The sequence below is a fragment of the Psychrobacillus sp. FSL K6-4046 genome (assembly GCF_038624605.1).
Taxonomy (GTDB): Bacteria; Bacillota; Bacilli; order Bacillales_A; family Planococcaceae; genus Psychrobacillus.
Window position 1 is genome coordinate 2844466 of sequence record NZ_CP152020.1, and the last position, 15470, is coordinate 2859935.

The 15470-nt window shown below is 38.4% G+C and carries 10 protein-coding genes; 1 reads left to right on the forward strand and 9 read right to left on the reverse strand.

Features of this window, described 5'->3' with window-relative positions; all coding sequences use genetic code 11:
• Nucleotides 1-76: 76 nt before the first annotated feature.
• The 9 genes from MKY09_RS14075 to MKY09_RS14115 form a co-directional block, all read right to left on the reverse strand.
• Nucleotides 77-1519 carry an alpha-amylase family glycosyl hydrolase gene (locus MKY09_RS14075; protein WP_169361031.1) on the reverse strand — a complete coding sequence of 481 codons (1443 nt, stop codon included), beginning with the start codon at nt 1517-1519 and terminating at the stop codon, nt 77-79.
• Between the two features lie 1016 nt (nt 1520-2535).
• Nucleotides 2536-3345 carry an AAA family ATPase gene (locus MKY09_RS14080; RefSeq protein WP_342566919.1) on the reverse strand — a complete coding sequence of 270 codons (810 nt, stop codon included), beginning with the start codon at nt 3343-3345 and terminating at the stop codon, nt 2536-2538.
• Nucleotides 3346-3627: 282 nt separating this feature from the next.
• A complete protein-coding gene (locus MKY09_RS14085; RefSeq protein WP_342566920.1) occupies nt 3628-3990 on the reverse strand; it encodes a YisL family protein in 363 nt (120 codons plus the stop codon).
• A 57-nt stretch (nt 3991-4047) separates the two neighbouring features.
• Complete coding sequence (locus tag MKY09_RS14090) at nt 4048-4944, reverse strand: fumarylacetoacetate hydrolase family protein (RefSeq protein ID WP_169361034.1); 897 nt, start codon at nt 4942-4944, stop codon at nt 4048-4050.
• Between the two features lie 78 nt (nt 4945-5022).
• Entirely contained in the window at nt 5023-6183 is a 1161-nt protein-coding gene (locus tag MKY09_RS14095) for a DUF418 domain-containing protein (RefSeq protein ID WP_342566921.1), read from the reverse strand.
• An 11-nt stretch (nt 6184-6194) separates the two neighbouring features.
• Entirely contained in the window at nt 6195-9908 is a 3714-nt protein-coding gene (addA, locus tag MKY09_RS14100; RefSeq protein WP_342566922.1) for a helicase-exonuclease AddAB subunit AddA, read from the reverse strand.
• Nucleotides 9895-13389 carry a helicase-exonuclease AddAB subunit AddB gene (addB, locus tag MKY09_RS14105; protein WP_342566923.1) on the reverse strand — a complete coding sequence of 1165 codons (3495 nt, stop codon included), beginning with the start codon at nt 13387-13389 and terminating at the stop codon, nt 9895-9897. Before addB ends, addA begins: the two co-directional genes overlap by 14 nt.
• Nucleotides 13390-13469: 80 nt before the next feature.
• Nucleotides 13470-14018: a signal peptidase I gene (gene lepB, locus MKY09_RS14110; RefSeq protein ID WP_342566924.1), complete on the reverse strand. Its 549-nt coding sequence runs from the start codon at nt 14016-14018 to the stop codon at nt 13470-13472.
• Nucleotides 14011-14652, reverse strand: a complete 642-nt coding sequence (locus MKY09_RS14115; RefSeq protein WP_169361038.1) for a TVP38/TMEM64 family protein — start codon at nt 14650-14652, stop codon at nt 14011-14013. The genes lepB and MKY09_RS14115 overlap by 8 nt, the downstream gene beginning before the upstream one ends.
• A gap of 134 nt (nt 14653-14786) precedes the next feature.
• Between MKY09_RS14115 and MKY09_RS14120 the strand changes: the two genes are divergently transcribed.
• Nucleotides 14787-15470, forward strand: a complete 684-nt coding sequence (locus tag MKY09_RS14120; protein WP_342568253.1) for an AzlC family ABC transporter permease — start codon at nt 14787-14789, stop codon at nt 15468-15470.

Genomic DNA, 15470 nt, shown 5'->3' on the forward strand with positions numbered 1-15470 from the left:
TGAAGCTGGACATCAATTCAATTTATCTTTCTAACTAAAAAAACTATCTCTTGGCACTCAAGAGATAGTTTTTTTATTATTTCGCTTTGTTTTCATCGTCTCTTCTTCTTTGCTTTCCTTTTTTCCAAACAATTACGAGGAATAAGATAAATAACAAATAAGAGATTACCATTGCGATTATATAAGCTGTATTTAAACCTTTGCGGTCTGTTACTTGAAAGACTTCCACAATTTCACGATCAATAACTATGCGGTATGAGCCATCATCCGTGGTTCTAATTAAATCGGATTCAAAAATCCCTCTAACTTCCTTGTCTTCTCCTACAACTTCACTAGAAAGGTCAATACGTTGGGTAGCGCTAGTATTATTTACAACTATAATAAATGTTTCTTCTTCTGATTCACGCTTATATACTGCATAACCATTTTCATTTTTTAGAACTTCTATGTCACCAGATCTAAGTGCATCTGATTTATTACGAATGGAGTTAACATCTTGGATATACTCGATTAACTCTTCATCTACACGAAAATTCATGATTTGATGGCTTTCTTCTGGTACCTGACCGTTCATGGCAATTTCCGTTCCATATGTCATATAAGGTACTCCAGGTAGTGTCAGTAGTGTTCCAATAGCAGCGCGAATGCGCGTTGGAGGGAACATGTTTTCCAAAGCACTATGGTAAGTAAAACGTTCTGATACTAAATTGTCAATTAGGAGTAAGTCATTGGATTCAACCGAACTAATAACATCTGAAGGGTAATCCGTGTTTTTGAACGCATCTCTTAGTGCGACCATACGTTGTTCCGAATAGTTGACATCAAAATTCGCATCGCTTTCCTCTAATGCTATAACATACATTGGATTTCTTACTTCTTTTAAGGCTGTAATCATTTCGTTTATAAATTCTGTAGGTGCGCCTTCTATTTCAGAAAGCTTCACTCCATCAATTTTGTACTTAGTAGCAAAAGCTACAATAGTGTCTTTAAGTTCAATTTGGACTTCTGGATTTTCTAAATCTAGTTTTAGTACGCCGTCTTTGGACATGATCCAATCTTGCTTGTCCTCTTCACTGGCCCAAGTATGCTGCGCACTATAGTTATTCAATGGAAATTCTATCATTAGTTTCATCTTTTGATTATGTGTCTTCTCAATCAAAGCTTCTAATTCATCAGCTGTTCCAAAATGTTTTTCAATTTCATTAAAATCTAAAATTGCTTTACCATCATAGGATTCCGTTGAGAAAACTGGACCGATAGAGAGTATTGAAAAGCCTAAATCACGTATGTGATCCATTTTGTCCATGATTCCTTTAAAATCTCCTCCAGCGAAGGCTAGATGATCTTTCGTATTAACATTGTAGTCATTTGCGACTGTGCTATTAAAATATCGGTCAACGTATAAGTCATAAATACTTTCATTTTGTATAGATGAATCCGCTGCTTGAGCACTAAAAGCAGTTGTCATCCATAGGCTGCTGAAAAGTACACTACAAACAAGCCATTTTTTAAATTTCAAGGTAATCCTCCTCTACATCGGGTCAACATAAAATTGTCTTGTTTATTTATACCCTAAAACAAGACTTATCATCGTTAATTTTAACAAAGCTACGTTTCAATCGCTATGTTTTAAAAAGAAATACGTAGAAAATAAAAAAGTATTCGTCCAAACTGTGTCATATTAATAGCTTCTAGGGTTTCTAATCGTTTCCGGTCGGCTTTTGATAAGACATTACTGCTGTATTGAAGAATTTTTTTAAGTTCCTTTTAGATATTGAAAGTCTTCAGTCGGAATCTATTTGTTTCCGGTCGGCTTTTGGATAGACTTTGGCCATATCATTATCGGAGAAGTTTTAGGAGTGTTGTCGTGACTACCGTCACGACAACACTCTAATTTCGGTAATCTTATGGCTTAATTCTATCCGTCGCCTCCCTACAACTATTAGAAACGGAATAAAGGCGTTTTAGCTAATGAAAGAATAAATAACTTTTCGAATGGTCAAGCGACTCGCGAAGATGCAATTTCGCGAGCTCTTCGCTTTTTTAAAGAATAATTCTTACTTTTTTTTTGAAAAGCTAATAAGAAGAATATCTATATCTTTAATGATAAACCAGTAAATCCTTACTTCCTATTTTGAGGTATTAAAACCTTAAGCCATTGTCTATTTGTTTCCGGTCGGCTTTGGGATAGCTATGGCCATATCATTAACGAGAAATTTTGGAGTGTTGTCGTGACTAACGTCACGACAACACTCTACTTTCGGTAATCTTATGGCTTAATTCTATCCGTCGCCTCCCTGCAACTATTAGAAACGAAATAAAAGCATTTTAGCCAATAAAGGAATAAAAAATTTTCTAATGGTCAAGTAGCTCGCGAAGATGAAATTTCGCGAGCTATAGGCTTTTTTATATTGAAGTTCTTACTTATTTTTTTCAAAAAGTTATTAGAAGTATATTACTTTATTTATTCAACCATTAATTGGCGAGTTTGGTTGGCTATTTTATGCGTTCTGAAGCTGCAGATGTTTCTGCTGATTATTCAAATTCATTCTTCCGTTTATTGAAAAAGTCGTAGAAAAATCTTACGTTTTCAAGCTCAGTCCATCTATTTGTTGTCAAAAGGGGTGCGTCAAGATTATAAATCTTAGCATCTAGTGTTCCCAACATAAATGGAGAATGTGTCGCTATAATAAATTGACAGTCAAAAAACCTTGCGAGTTTATTGATTTCTTCTGCCAACTTAATTTGGTTTGTAGGAGAAAGAGAGGTTTCAGGTTCATCGAGCAAGTATAATCCGTTGGGGACAAGATGTTCATCAAATATCTGCATGGATGTCTCACCGTTAGAATACTTTTCATTAGAAAATTTCATAATCTTCATTTGTTTGTACATCTGTGAAGAATGTTTCAACTCTTCCAAACGTTCCTTAGTATATCCCAACCTAGAGTGTTGGTACAGGTAACCTTCCTTAAGAACCGCCTCCTGCTGAATCTTCTTGATCTCATATAAAATATCTTCGCTTTTGATGTACAAAGTATTATACGGTAGTTGATCTGACTCTCCGTCACTCTTATTTTCACCTAGCGCGTATGAACATTCTGATATGTAATCTAACGGGTATATGTTATGGCTATTATTTGTTATTTCCTCAGCCCCCGTAATTTTAAGCTTGTTTGCCATTAAATTTAATAGTGTGGACTTACCGGAACCATTGTTACCATACACTACTGTAATGTTATGAAAGACTAACACTTCTCCAGTTATTTTTCTAAACACATTGTATGGATATGCATTTGGATTATTGACTGTATGAGGAGAAAGCTTGAAGCTTTTCAGATAGATCATATGGGTTAACCTCCCTTTTGGAATAATGAATAGCTATAATCAATATTATCATTTTTTTATTATTGCTCTAGAGGGTTCAATCTTAAATAAATCTTCATTTTCACCATAGCCTTCTTAAAGGGACTATAAATCATCACGTAAAATATGCGTAATAGCTTCTAGCTCACGATAAGGATAGCGTCTACCGAAGCAAAAATCTTTCCTCGCTCTTCCCTGTATTACAATGTTAACTTTTTATTTAAATACAAAAAAACTCCCATGTAAACATGAGAGTTTTAATTATTATGCTAAAAAGTTAATACCCATTGGAAGCTTGAATCCTAAGAATAAAGCAATAAAGAAGAACACAAATACTAATACAAGGAACGTCGTATAAGGTTTACCTTTTGCTTTTTTAACTAAAGTCATTTCCATCATACCAATTACAAGAATACCAGCTATAAACTTCAAGCCATACAGCATGCCTTCTCCATAATCCATCCCTTTGATGAATAAAGCAACTCCTGTAAGGATGATAAGCAAATAATCTAAACGTAAAATCATCTGAACAACCTTTGAATTAGACATTGCTAGAGCAACAAAAAATAAAATTAATGCTACTACCCAAGTTGTTATGTGTAAGTGCGTACTTGCTAAGAAATCCATTGTTTCACCTCAACGTTAATTTTAATATATCTTTACTATACCACTTTTAAACTACCATTACTCAAACTTGTTTACAAGCGTTCCGATTCCTTCAATAGAAACTTTCACAATATCGCCAGATTTCAAGAATTTTGGGGGATTGAATCCCTTACCTACTCCTGCAGGCGTACCTGTTAAAATAACATCTCCCGGCTCCAAGGTTACAATTTTTGATATCTCACAAATAATATTTTCAACCGAATAAATCATATCGGAGGTAACTCCATTTTGACGAATTTCATCGTTAACTTTTGTAACGATCGTTAGGTCCTGAGGATTTGGAATTTCATCCTTCGTTACGACATATGGTCCCATAGGACATGACCAATCTAAACTTTTACCTAAGAAGAACTGCTGATGTTTCTTTTGAAGATCTCGTGCGGTAATATCATTAGCAATTGTGTAACCAAATACATAATCATAGGCTAATTTAGATGGAATATTCTTCCCTTCTTTTCCTATTACGATTGCAAGCTCCCCTTCGTAATCTAACGAAGAAGTAACCTCTGAGTGGACTGGTAACGTTTGTTCATCTGCTGCAATTGTTGTCGGAGCCTTTGTAAATACAACAAAGTCCTCCGCTACCCCACCCATTTCCTTTGCATGATCGGCATAGTTTTTACCAATTGCCATTACATTTTTGGGTGTGCGAGGTATCGGTGATAGCCATTCAATTTCTGTAAATGAGCGTTTAAAACGATTTGGATCCTCTTCTTTTAAAGCTGTTTCTATTAAAACACGTATTTGTTCAATAAAATCCATCCCGAAGCTGACACCTTGGACGATAGTTGCAGGAAAATTAGGTAGCACTTGTAATTCTTCTTGAATAGTAAGTACATCCCATACTGCTTCTTCTTTTTTTACTTTTGGACCAAAATAAATTTTATCGTTTAAACGGTATGACAATAGCTTCATCTATAAACACTCCTCTAAAGAAATTTGAATCTATTAATATAGTCTATTACAAACTTTGTTTAATTTCATCTTTTTCGATCATATTTTCGAATAAGTCAGTTTTCTCCACAATAATTCGACAGGACCTTGTTTAAACTTAGTAAACCATATTTCTGCAAAAATGATTTGAATAACATATATTCCTATTGCCATCCATGTACCTGTGGCTATGTCGACCTTACCGTATAAACCAAATCCGTAACCGTAGAAAATGGTAGTTGCAAGAATAGATTGCATTAAATAAATGGTCATAGACATTCTTCCTGCTTTAGCAATAGGCGATAATAATTTTCCTACTATAGGAATTGTACAAATCAATGCTAGAAAGCCACCGTAAGCAATAGCTTGAAGTGGCCCACCAAAAGTGTCCTGTGCAGTCATTGTAAATAAATCATCACCTTGACTAAACGGTAACCACTTAATAGCTGTTCCTGCTGTCATCGCAACAATTACTGTAATGGTCCAAAATAGTTTCAGCTCACTCGCTCGCTCGATTAGTCTTAGCTTTGCAGCCGCCGATCCAAGCATTAAAAGCGGTAATATTGTACAAAGAATAAGCACAACATTTAAACCGTATCCTTGCATGTAAAGCCAATCGGCTAATCTTTGTCCAAATACATCGAACCACGATCCTTGTGAATAGGCTACGGCCGATTCCTCTACCTTTTGAATTGCGGTATAAAGAACGGACTGGTCAGGGGCTATTTTTGTCATGAAGTAGACCAACCCAGTTAACAAGCCATTCGGTATTAAATACAAAACAGCTGCGATTATTATTAACCAAAGTGGCTTTAATTTCATCAATACGATTAAACACAATCCGGCTAATGCATAGGTAATCAAAATGTCACCAGACCAGATCAGAAATGCATGAATACACCCAATTCCTAGTAGTATCAATAGCCTTCTTACTGCGAGGCGAGAAAAGGACGTGCCCTTTGCCTCCGACTTCATAAATTGCATTGCTAATCCGTATCCAAATAGCATTGCAAACAGCGGATAGACACTGCCTTGTACGAAAATATCAATCCACTTATAGGTTTCTTGATCAGCTGGAGTTTGATACCAGTCATATGGATTCACATAAATATACGGACCATGAAAAAATAGCATATTCACTACGAAAATTCCTAGTAAAGCAAAGCCTCTCATTACATCGATAGAAATGATTCTTTCTTTTTCTTGCGTAGGTAAAATCACCAAGCTTCCCCCTAAATAATTACTGTGTTATTTATATCAAATAGATATAATACTCTCTCTTTTATATCGACCTTCAAGATGTCTTCGATAGCCTTTTCATATAATGAAAGCTGTATAGCGTATCTGTTTTTCATCTCTTTTAGTAAAAGATCCTCGTTGCTTTGTAAATGCTTTACTTTATCTGTTTTATAATCTAGCAGCACCCACCGTCCATCTTCCTCTTGGAATAAACAGTCTACAACCCCTTGGACAATCTGCTTATCGCCATCTTGGTCAACTAAAGCATAGGTAAAGGGAAATTCTCTCATAACATTTTTAGCAATTCTTAAACGTTCGGCCATTTCGGAATGAAAGAAAGGGACCATCTTTTCTGGATTAATCGCTTCTTTTTCAGCATTAGTAATGATTTCTCGTTCTTTTAACCTCCCTGCAAATGCCAGTACTTGTTCTGCGGTCTTTCGTTCAGATAAATCTACATGTTGCATAAACGCATGGACAGCCGTACCTGCTTCGGCTCCTGTCAATTTCGTTCCTTCCTGTAAAAAGAAAGGACGCTTAGCCACTTTACTTTTTAAAGGAGTAGTAGTAGGACCAAAGAACTCTTCATCATGGCGCTCGGACAATAATTGTAGTCGCTTCATCTCGCTCACTGACTGCTTAGAACGTTTATGAGTGGAAGCTTCAAATTCGTAGTGCGTATCAAAGATTTTCTTAATATCTTCTAATAACGCTGGATTTTCCAACTGCAATAGTTCCTGAAGTGAAGTTTCCTCTTTTTTCTCTTCTTCCTGGTGAACTTTAAGCTCATCTATATGCTTAGCAACTATATTCCACTTGGAGGGACCCTCCACTATGTTTGCCTCGTTTATTTGAGATAGCTGACTATAATCCCGGTGTCGAGCAAGAGCAGGACCTATCCAATCCAAATATCCTTTCGCTTTTGCCCTTTTATAATCTGGGATCATTTCATCACTCATAAGCGTTTGAGAATCCTCCCATTTGTCTAGGGTTTTCGCTAAATCCTTTATAGTAGCTACTAGGAATAAGTGCTCCTTGGCACGAGTCATCGCCACATAGAGAACTCGCATTTCCTCTGCTTTTAGTTCCATTTGTTTCTTTTCTTTTACCGCTAGGAATGGAAGCGATGTGAAAGAAATACGTTTGATAGGGTCTATTGCCTTTACGGCAAGTCCAAAGTTTTGATCAAATAAATAGGACTCGTTAAAGTCCATTTGGTTAAATGGTCTTCCCATCCCTGCGAGGAACACGATAGGAAATTCTAGACCTTTGGAGGAATGGATAGTCATTAAGCGAACAACATTTTCTTTTTCACTAATAGATCTAGCTGCGCCTAAATCGTCTCCGCGCTTTCTCATCCGATCTATAAAACGTAAGAAACGGAACAATCCACGGAAGGATGTCTTTTCATAAGCAACTGCTCGGTCATGTAACACACGTAGGTTCGCTTGGCGCTGTTTTCCGTTAGGCATAGAGCCTACTATTTCATAGTAATGGGTGTCCAAATAGATTTGCCATATTAAGTCTGCCAAAGAGCCTCTTCTACTAAGATCTCTCCAATCTTCAAATTGTAGCAGGAATCTTTGGAGCTTCTCTGCCGTTTCAGAGGATAAGCCAGCTCCTCCACTAGAGACAAATAGCTTCAACGCTTCATAAAATGACTCCTTCGGTGCAGCTAATCGAATAAGCGCAAGCTCTGATTCAGTTAAGCCAACGAAAGGTGCTCGAAGAACAGAAGCTAGTGAAATATCCTGGTAAGGATTATCAATTGTACGTAGGGTATGTAGCATGATTAGAACTTCTATCGCTTCAAAGTAACCTTTGGAAAGCTCTGCATATAAAGGAATTCCTGCCTCTTTAAACTGTTCATTGACTTCCTGCGACCAGGTCATGGACCGCATAAGAATGACCATATCGCTATATTGAACAGGGCGTTCTTTCTTTTTCCATGGATCATAGACTGTATGTCCGCTCGTAATCATTTCTTTTATTTTTGAAATGATATAACGTGCCTCTGCTTGGGATTTTTTTAATTCCTCCTCGGCATCAACAGATGAAAAATCTTCCTCATCTGCATCTACCTCGGCACTACCATCCTCCACTTCATATAACAACGCAAGCTCTACCGCTGCGTCTTTGTCATCATATGGAGCTTGAGGCTTTAGGGAAGCAGCATCATCATAATCTATTTCTCCAACATTTTCACCCATAATTTGTTGGAAAATATAGTTCGTTCCGTGGAGCACTTCTTGACGACTTCTGAAGTTTGCATTTAAATCAATTTTCACTCCAGATTCTAATGGCTCTTCATTAAATACGCGATACTTTCCAAGAAAAAGCATAGGCTCAGCAAGTCTGAATCTGTAAATAGATTGCTTTACATCTCCAACCATGAACATGTTCCCAGTTAATTCATCACCGCTTTTAACTAATTGAAGAATAGTTTCTTGGAGATTATTAGTATCCTGGTATTCATCCACGAGCACTTCTTTAAATCGCTCCTGATATTCCTTTGCGATTGCGGAAGGGACTAAATTTCCGTCCTCATCATGATCAGTGAGTATCTCTAAGGCATAATGCTCGAGGTCAGAAAAGTCTACTAGCCCTCTATCATTTTTTGCTGCAGTGTATCTTTCTCCATAAGAAATAGCAAGATTTACTAATGTTTTTAAGTGAGGAGCCATCAATCTCATCTCTTCTAAAAGTCGTTCAGGTGTTCGCGTAAAATATTTGTCCTTGAGATCGTTGACTACCTTTTTAGCCTTATTCCTCTTACTCGTAGCCTTCTTTTTCAGTTCTTCATCACAGGAATCCTTTCGAATGGAGGCAGCTTTTCCCCACTTTAATCCTTGGAAGTAATAATATGTGTCCTGCCAGCTCCCCATCTTCAGTAAGCGTATAGCTTCCTGTATAAGTTGTTGATCATTTATAGCCGTCTCTCCAAGTGGAGCAGGACCGTCAGGAAGATTCGCGAGCTTTCGAATATCCTCTGCCAGCGCCATCGCTTCCTCCAGCTGATAAATAATGGAGAGCTTTAATGGGTCGATGAATGGCAGTTCATCTATCGTCATGTTACTGTCTAGCTCATAAGCTTCCGGGATAGCCAGTAGCCATTTCTTTGGCTCTGGATGCACACGAGCATACGTATATAACTTATCGATCATCACTTCAATCGATTGATCATCTCGATCTGAGGTGAAGCTGTCGGATAATAGATACATAGCGTCTGGATTTTCTGTCTGGTATGCTTCTTCTAGGATGTCTGCTAGCACATCATCGCGCAGAAGAGCTGCCTCTGTGTCATCTGCTATTCGAAAGCCCGGATCGATTGTCAGCATATAGGAATACTGGCGCACAATGTTTAAACAAAAGGAGTGCAAGGTGGAAATCTGTGCTTTGTTTAACAACGTCAGCTGCTTTCTCAAATGATTGGAATTAGGGTCCAAGGCAATCGCTTTTTCCAACGCCTCTCTCATTCGATGACGCATTTCTGCTGCCGAAGCATTTGTGAATGTAACGACTAGCAATTCATCTACGTTTATTGGATTTTCCTTTGCAATCACCTTTTGTATAAGTCGATCGATGAGCACAGCTGTTTTACCAGAACCTGCAGCGGCAGCTACGAGCACATCTGAACCAGTTGCCCAGATGGCCTTCCACTGCGCTGGTGTCCAAGTTAAATCATCAGGCATCTTAGGAATCTTCATTTGTACTCATCTCCTTTTGTATCTTGTCCGCTATAACATCTGGTTTATCTACTTTTAACACTCGGACCTTTTGCTCCGGATCCTGCGGGTCGAATTGACAAACGCTCCTATATGAGCAAAATTGGCAAGGCATCTTATCCTTCATGACATATGGATATACTCTCGTATCTCCTGCGTTCATGCCGTTCCCAGCCTGTTCATGTTTTTTACGGACAAAGGTTTGAAGAAGTTTCATTTGATTTGGTTCTACAACTTTAGACGAGGATTTAGAAAGGCTGCCGTCCTTGTTCATCCGGACAGGAATAACCTTCGAAAACCCATCTATTTGCTCGTCCATCTCTGTAATCACTTCTGGGTCAGATAACAACAGTCCATTCATTTTATAGGATTTATATATTGAATCCTGTAGCTCCTCATCCTCTAATTCCTTCTCGCTTTGAATAAACGGATTATGCATATGAACGTAAAGTACACCAGCAGGCTCTGCTTCTTCCTGGAGCCATATTTTAGCATTTTCTACAGCGACGTCTAAGTACGTTAACAGCTGTAAGGAAATACCGTGATACACTTCATTGAGATCAAGACCTTTTTTGGAGGACTTATAATCAATGATGCGCATGAACATATTGCCATTTACATTCGCTGCGTCCACTCGGTCAATTCTTCCACGCAATTGCATCTTACGTCTATGTTTTAATGGTATCTCTAGAGGTGGCAATTGTTCGCCTGGACCAAAGCCTGCCTCGATCGCAATTGGTACGAAGCCAGATACTTTGGAATGTCTGCTTAATGCCACTAACGTGTTTCCGACGATTTGCTCTAATTTTCTTTGAATATAACGATAACGATTTGTACTCAACAATAGCTGATGCACAAAAATTGGTACGATATGATCCACTGCCTGCTTGGCAAACTGCATGCATTGGGCTCTAGTCAACTGTCCCCACGTTAAATCTAAGCGAGAGGTTTCATCTGAAATCCATTTCATTGCAGCATGAAAAAGATCTCCCATAGCCGGTGCCTCTAAGCGATATTCAGAACGCTCCTCTAGCTTTAACCCATAACCAGCAAAGTGGGCAAACGGACAGCTATAATACTTTTCAACTCTTGAAACACTGGAATTAATCGTTTCCCCGTATAAAGCAGCCGTTATATCCGAGGATAGAAGGTCTGTTTTGTTTCCACGCAGCATTGGACGAATAATTCGCTTAATAAGCGTAGACCAATAAGGATCCTCCATATAATACTGATACACAGCCTGCCATTCATCTGATAACTCTCCAGACTGTAAAGCCTGTCGTAACTGCATCGACAGGTAAGCAAGAGTAGTTCTCGGGTGGCTGATTAACGTCATACTAAAGCTAGGATCCTTTACATCAGAAGGATCGATTACCGCTATCTCTAGTGGTACCCCTCCTACAAGCTGTTGGAGCTTACTAATATACATAGAAGGCAACTGAGCCTTCCCTTCACTATCGGCAATAGCATAGGAAACATACAAATAGTGAGAAGGCGTAGCAAAGGCTTTATAAGTCAAGTAATTTTCATCGAGCAATCTCATTCGAGAAGTCGGTGCGAGCTCAAAGCCTACTTGGGCGAACCACTCACGCTCCGTATCCGACAGCAAACCCTCGTGATCGATTCTTTTTGGAAACACACCATCGTTCACTCCAACTACAAAAACCGCTTTTATATTCGTCAGACGCGCAGTATCCACGTTTCCAACAATCACCTGATCAATCGATGGAGGAATGCGAGAAAACTCTAGCTGGTCATAGCCCTCGTCAAGTATTTTCATAGTCTCTTCGAGAGACATTTCCTTCTCTCCGAACATTAGAACAAATTGATCTAGCACATCGACCCATTCATTCCACGCTTGGTCATGCTCTGTAGCCAGCAACAGCTGTCCGCTTTCCTCCTCCACTTCTTTAAGTTTTTGCAGTTTTTCGTACACCTGTAAGGATTCCATAAAGGTATAGAGCGCAATAGCAATTTCTTTTCCTGTATTACATTCCTCCAGGGCATCTGCCAAATTCTTTATCGGCTGGATAAGAATATCTCTCGCCGCGTGAATATCAGCCTGAATACTAAGCTCTTCATCCGTTTGTACCTTTGAATAGAATTCTAGGCCTCTATACTTTTTGTACACCCATCTTCGACTATCGAACCATCTATCCCCGTATATACCAAAGGACAGCACGAAATTCTCTAAACGATCCGCTCGTTCTCTCCACATCGTTTTAGGTGCATCAATCGGGAAGAATAGATCCGTTTTAATCGCTCGGAACATTGGCTCATATTTCCAATCCGATTGAATAATTTCTAAAACCGTTCTGCTGAGCTCGATCAGAGGATGATGAAGCATAGATTTCTTTTTACTTATAAAAAATGGGATTTCATATTGGGGAAAAGTTGTCTCTATTAGCCCTTCATAACTTTCAGTATCTCGGTGTAATATTGCCATTTCGTTATAGCGGACATTTTTAAATTGAGCTAAATCTCTAATTTGTCTAGCAACTGCATGAATCTCGGCGCGTCTATTCATCGCCTCCGTTAGCCTTAGTGCTCCATTAGACATAATTTGAGGAGTTGGGATTTGGTCGAAATTAGCTTCAATATGAGCAAGCTCTTCTGCTACGAACCGTCTTTGATCTGTAAAATGCTTCGTTTCCTCTACCTGAACGTTTTCAGTCTGAGCCATTTCAATTAATCTAGCAGCTGTATTAGCAGGCTGGAAGAAAAGAGATTGCTCATCAAAGGCATCTGAAAGACTCTCCATTGGCAGTGCGATAGATAGTCTTTTTACCTTTTTCATCAATGCTTGGATAATTTCTAGCTCTCGAGCGGTAAAGGAGGTGAAACCATCAATATAAATTTCTGAGGTTTCCAAAAGATAGGAGTCCTTAATATTATTTGCGAGTAGTGTTAAATACCCTTCTCCGTCTACATAGCTTGTCCCTAGCCTTTGTTCGATTAAATCAAGCATCATCATAATATCCGAGGATTTATCTAATAATGTTTGAGGGGCATCGACAGCCTTTAAGCTGCTAAAGGCATTGCTCATCGAAGAGGAGTCCACGCAATAACGACTAAATTCCTTCAATAGCACCTCTATTTGGTCGGTGAACCCCCGCTTAGTAGATGCACGCTTAAACAAAGTAAATTCGTCCTTGTTGTCCTCTAATAAGCTACGAATAAGCATACGATAGCCAAAGCCGCTAATCTCTTCTTTAGCTATCCCACCTGTTTCTTGAAGAACACGCCAGGCAAGCCGTTTAAATGTACTCACTTGGGCGCGAATAATTCCAGTTACCCCAGAATCAGCGGCCATGTCGTATTCACTGGAAAATGACATTTGGTCAGGTACTATATAAAAAATCGGATCTCCGAATGGAGCCGCATTTACTGATTGAACAATTTCTTGTTGCATAAACTTTGTCTTACCGGATCCAGACCGACCACTAATAATTCGTAATGACAAGCTAAACAAGCTCCTTTCCATAAAAAAAAACGAATAATCTCCTACTCTCTATTGTACAAAACATAGTCAAGTGAGGGAAATTATTCGGACGTAAAATTGAAGGTAGCATCTGCCAATGGAAGGTATTTGAATTTAACCTCTCCAATAACTTCATCTTTATCTATAAAATGAAAATACCGACTGTCTAGACTAGCAATTCGATTATCTCCTAGTACAAAAAGTTTGCCTTTCGGTACCGTTTTACTGCCAGTTAGTTCAAGTAAATTAAAGTCTTCCGTAAAATGTTCATCTGGATTTTTATAAGCAAGATTACTTTCTAGAAATGGCTCCTTTACCTGTTTTTCGTTCACAAATAGCTCATCATTTTCATACCGGATTGTATCTCCCGGCAACCCAATAACACGCTTTACAAAGTCTTCCTCACCATTGTTAAAAATGATGACGTCCATACGGTTGATCGGTGAGATTTTACTAATTAAAACCCTATCCTTATCCGCAAGGGTTGGCATCATCGACTTACCACTAACTTCATAATTTGTTACAAGAAACATTCGAACTACGACTACAATAGCTATAGCGATAGTTATGGCAATGACCCATTCCATTGTCTCCTGCTTAAATTTACTCAAATGTCTCTCCTCTTTTTCTCTTTCTTTTTATATTGACTCCACTTATGTCTTCTTCTACTCTCTTTTCAATTCTTTTTTCCACATGCTTTCCTATAAACCATAAGATAGCAATGATTAGGATAACAATTGCAGTTCGAACCGGTTGTGTCACAAGTGCTTTAAGATCTGAGCCGATAAAGCTAACGACAAAAATCATAATGAGCTTTCCTGAGGCTACAGTCCATAAATACGTATGTTTTTTTATATTTGATAACCCTGCTACGATATTAACCAGAGCAGATGGAGTAAAAGGGAAACAGATCAATAGGAATAGTGGTCCAAAACCATTCCTCTCTACCCATAATATTAATTTTTGTATTCTTTCATGCCTAGTTATAAAACCTAAAACTCTGGCCCGTCCATATTTACGAATAACTAAAAAGACGGTATAAGCTCCAACAAAGGAACCAACCCATGATAATAAAAATCCAAACAATAAACCATAAGCAGCTACGTTAGCAACGATAAAAACCACTAATGGTAAAAATGGCAGAAAGGCTTCCAGAAAGGGCAGAAGAATGCCGATAATCGGGCCAAGTGTCCGATATTCTTTTGTTAAATCAGTAAGTGTCTCAAACGATAACCAATCTGGCATGTCTCTCTCCTCCGCCTATGTATATTTATACTTTCCCCTTTTATTGTATACATAAAACTATACTCTTATAGTATAATTTTTTCATTATGTAAAAAGGATGTGAATATTTTGTGAATAGATCTTTCGCGAGCGGGATGCGGGATGGACTAAGTATCGCTATTGGTTATTTTCCCGTGGCTCTCACCTTTGGCCTATTAGCAAAAACCTCAGGATTGTCTCTTCTGGAGGCAACCGCCATGAGCATATTTGTTTACGCTGGAGCAGCCCAATATATGTCCTTAACGCTTATTACAAAAGGGGTAGACCCTATATTAATTGTATTAAATACTTTTGTAGTGAATATCCGTCACTTTCTTATGACGGCATCACTCAATGAAAAGATGCAAAGCGAGAAACGATGGATTAAAGGCATTTATGCATTTGGGATAACGGACGAAGCCTTTTCGGTTCTTGCTACTAAAAAAGGCGAGAAAATTTCCACCCCGTTTGCATTTGGTGTCGTGATTATTGCCTATAGTAGCTGGGTTGTCTTCACTGCAATTGGTCATGCGATTGGTGCAAACCTCCCTGCTTTTTTAAAAGCAGCGATGGCTATAGCTTTATATGCCATGTTCATAGGATTACTAGTCCCGTCTATGAAGGGTAACCGAAAAGTAGTGATGCTAGCCCTCATTTCTGCTGTGATTAATGCTTTTTTTTACTGGACTAGCTTACTTTCTACTGGATGGTCTATATTAGTCGCAACGCTTGCTTCTTCTATTCTAGTTGAAATCATCTATGCAAGAAAACAAAAAAGCTTGCCAAAAGGAGTGTTATAA

What these genes read in the sequence shown, in the direction of transcription:
- addA (WP_342566922.1), bottom strand. Translation starts at nt 9,908, where the DNA reads ATGAAGATTCCTAAGATGCCTGATGATTTAACTTGGACACCAGCGCAG.
- MKY09_RS14120 (WP_342568253.1), top strand. Translation starts at nt 14,787, where the DNA reads ATGCGGGATGGACTAAGTATCGCTATTGGTTATTTTCCCGTGGCTCTC.
- MKY09_RS14085 (WP_342566920.1), bottom strand. Translation starts at nt 3,990, where the DNA reads ATGGATTTCTTAGCAAGTACGCACTTACACATAACAACTTGGGTAGTA.
- MKY09_RS14115 (WP_169361038.1), bottom strand. Translation starts at nt 14,652, where the DNA reads ATGCCAGATTGGTTATCGTTTGAGACACTTACTGATTTAACAAAAGAA.
- MKY09_RS14090 (WP_169361034.1), bottom strand. Translation starts at nt 4,944, where the DNA reads ATGAAGCTATTGTCATACCGTTTAAACGATAAAATTTATTTTGGTCCA.
- MKY09_RS14080 (WP_342566919.1), bottom strand. Translation starts at nt 3,345, where the DNA reads ATGATCTATCTGAAAAGCTTCAAGCTTTCTCCTCATACAGTCAATAAT.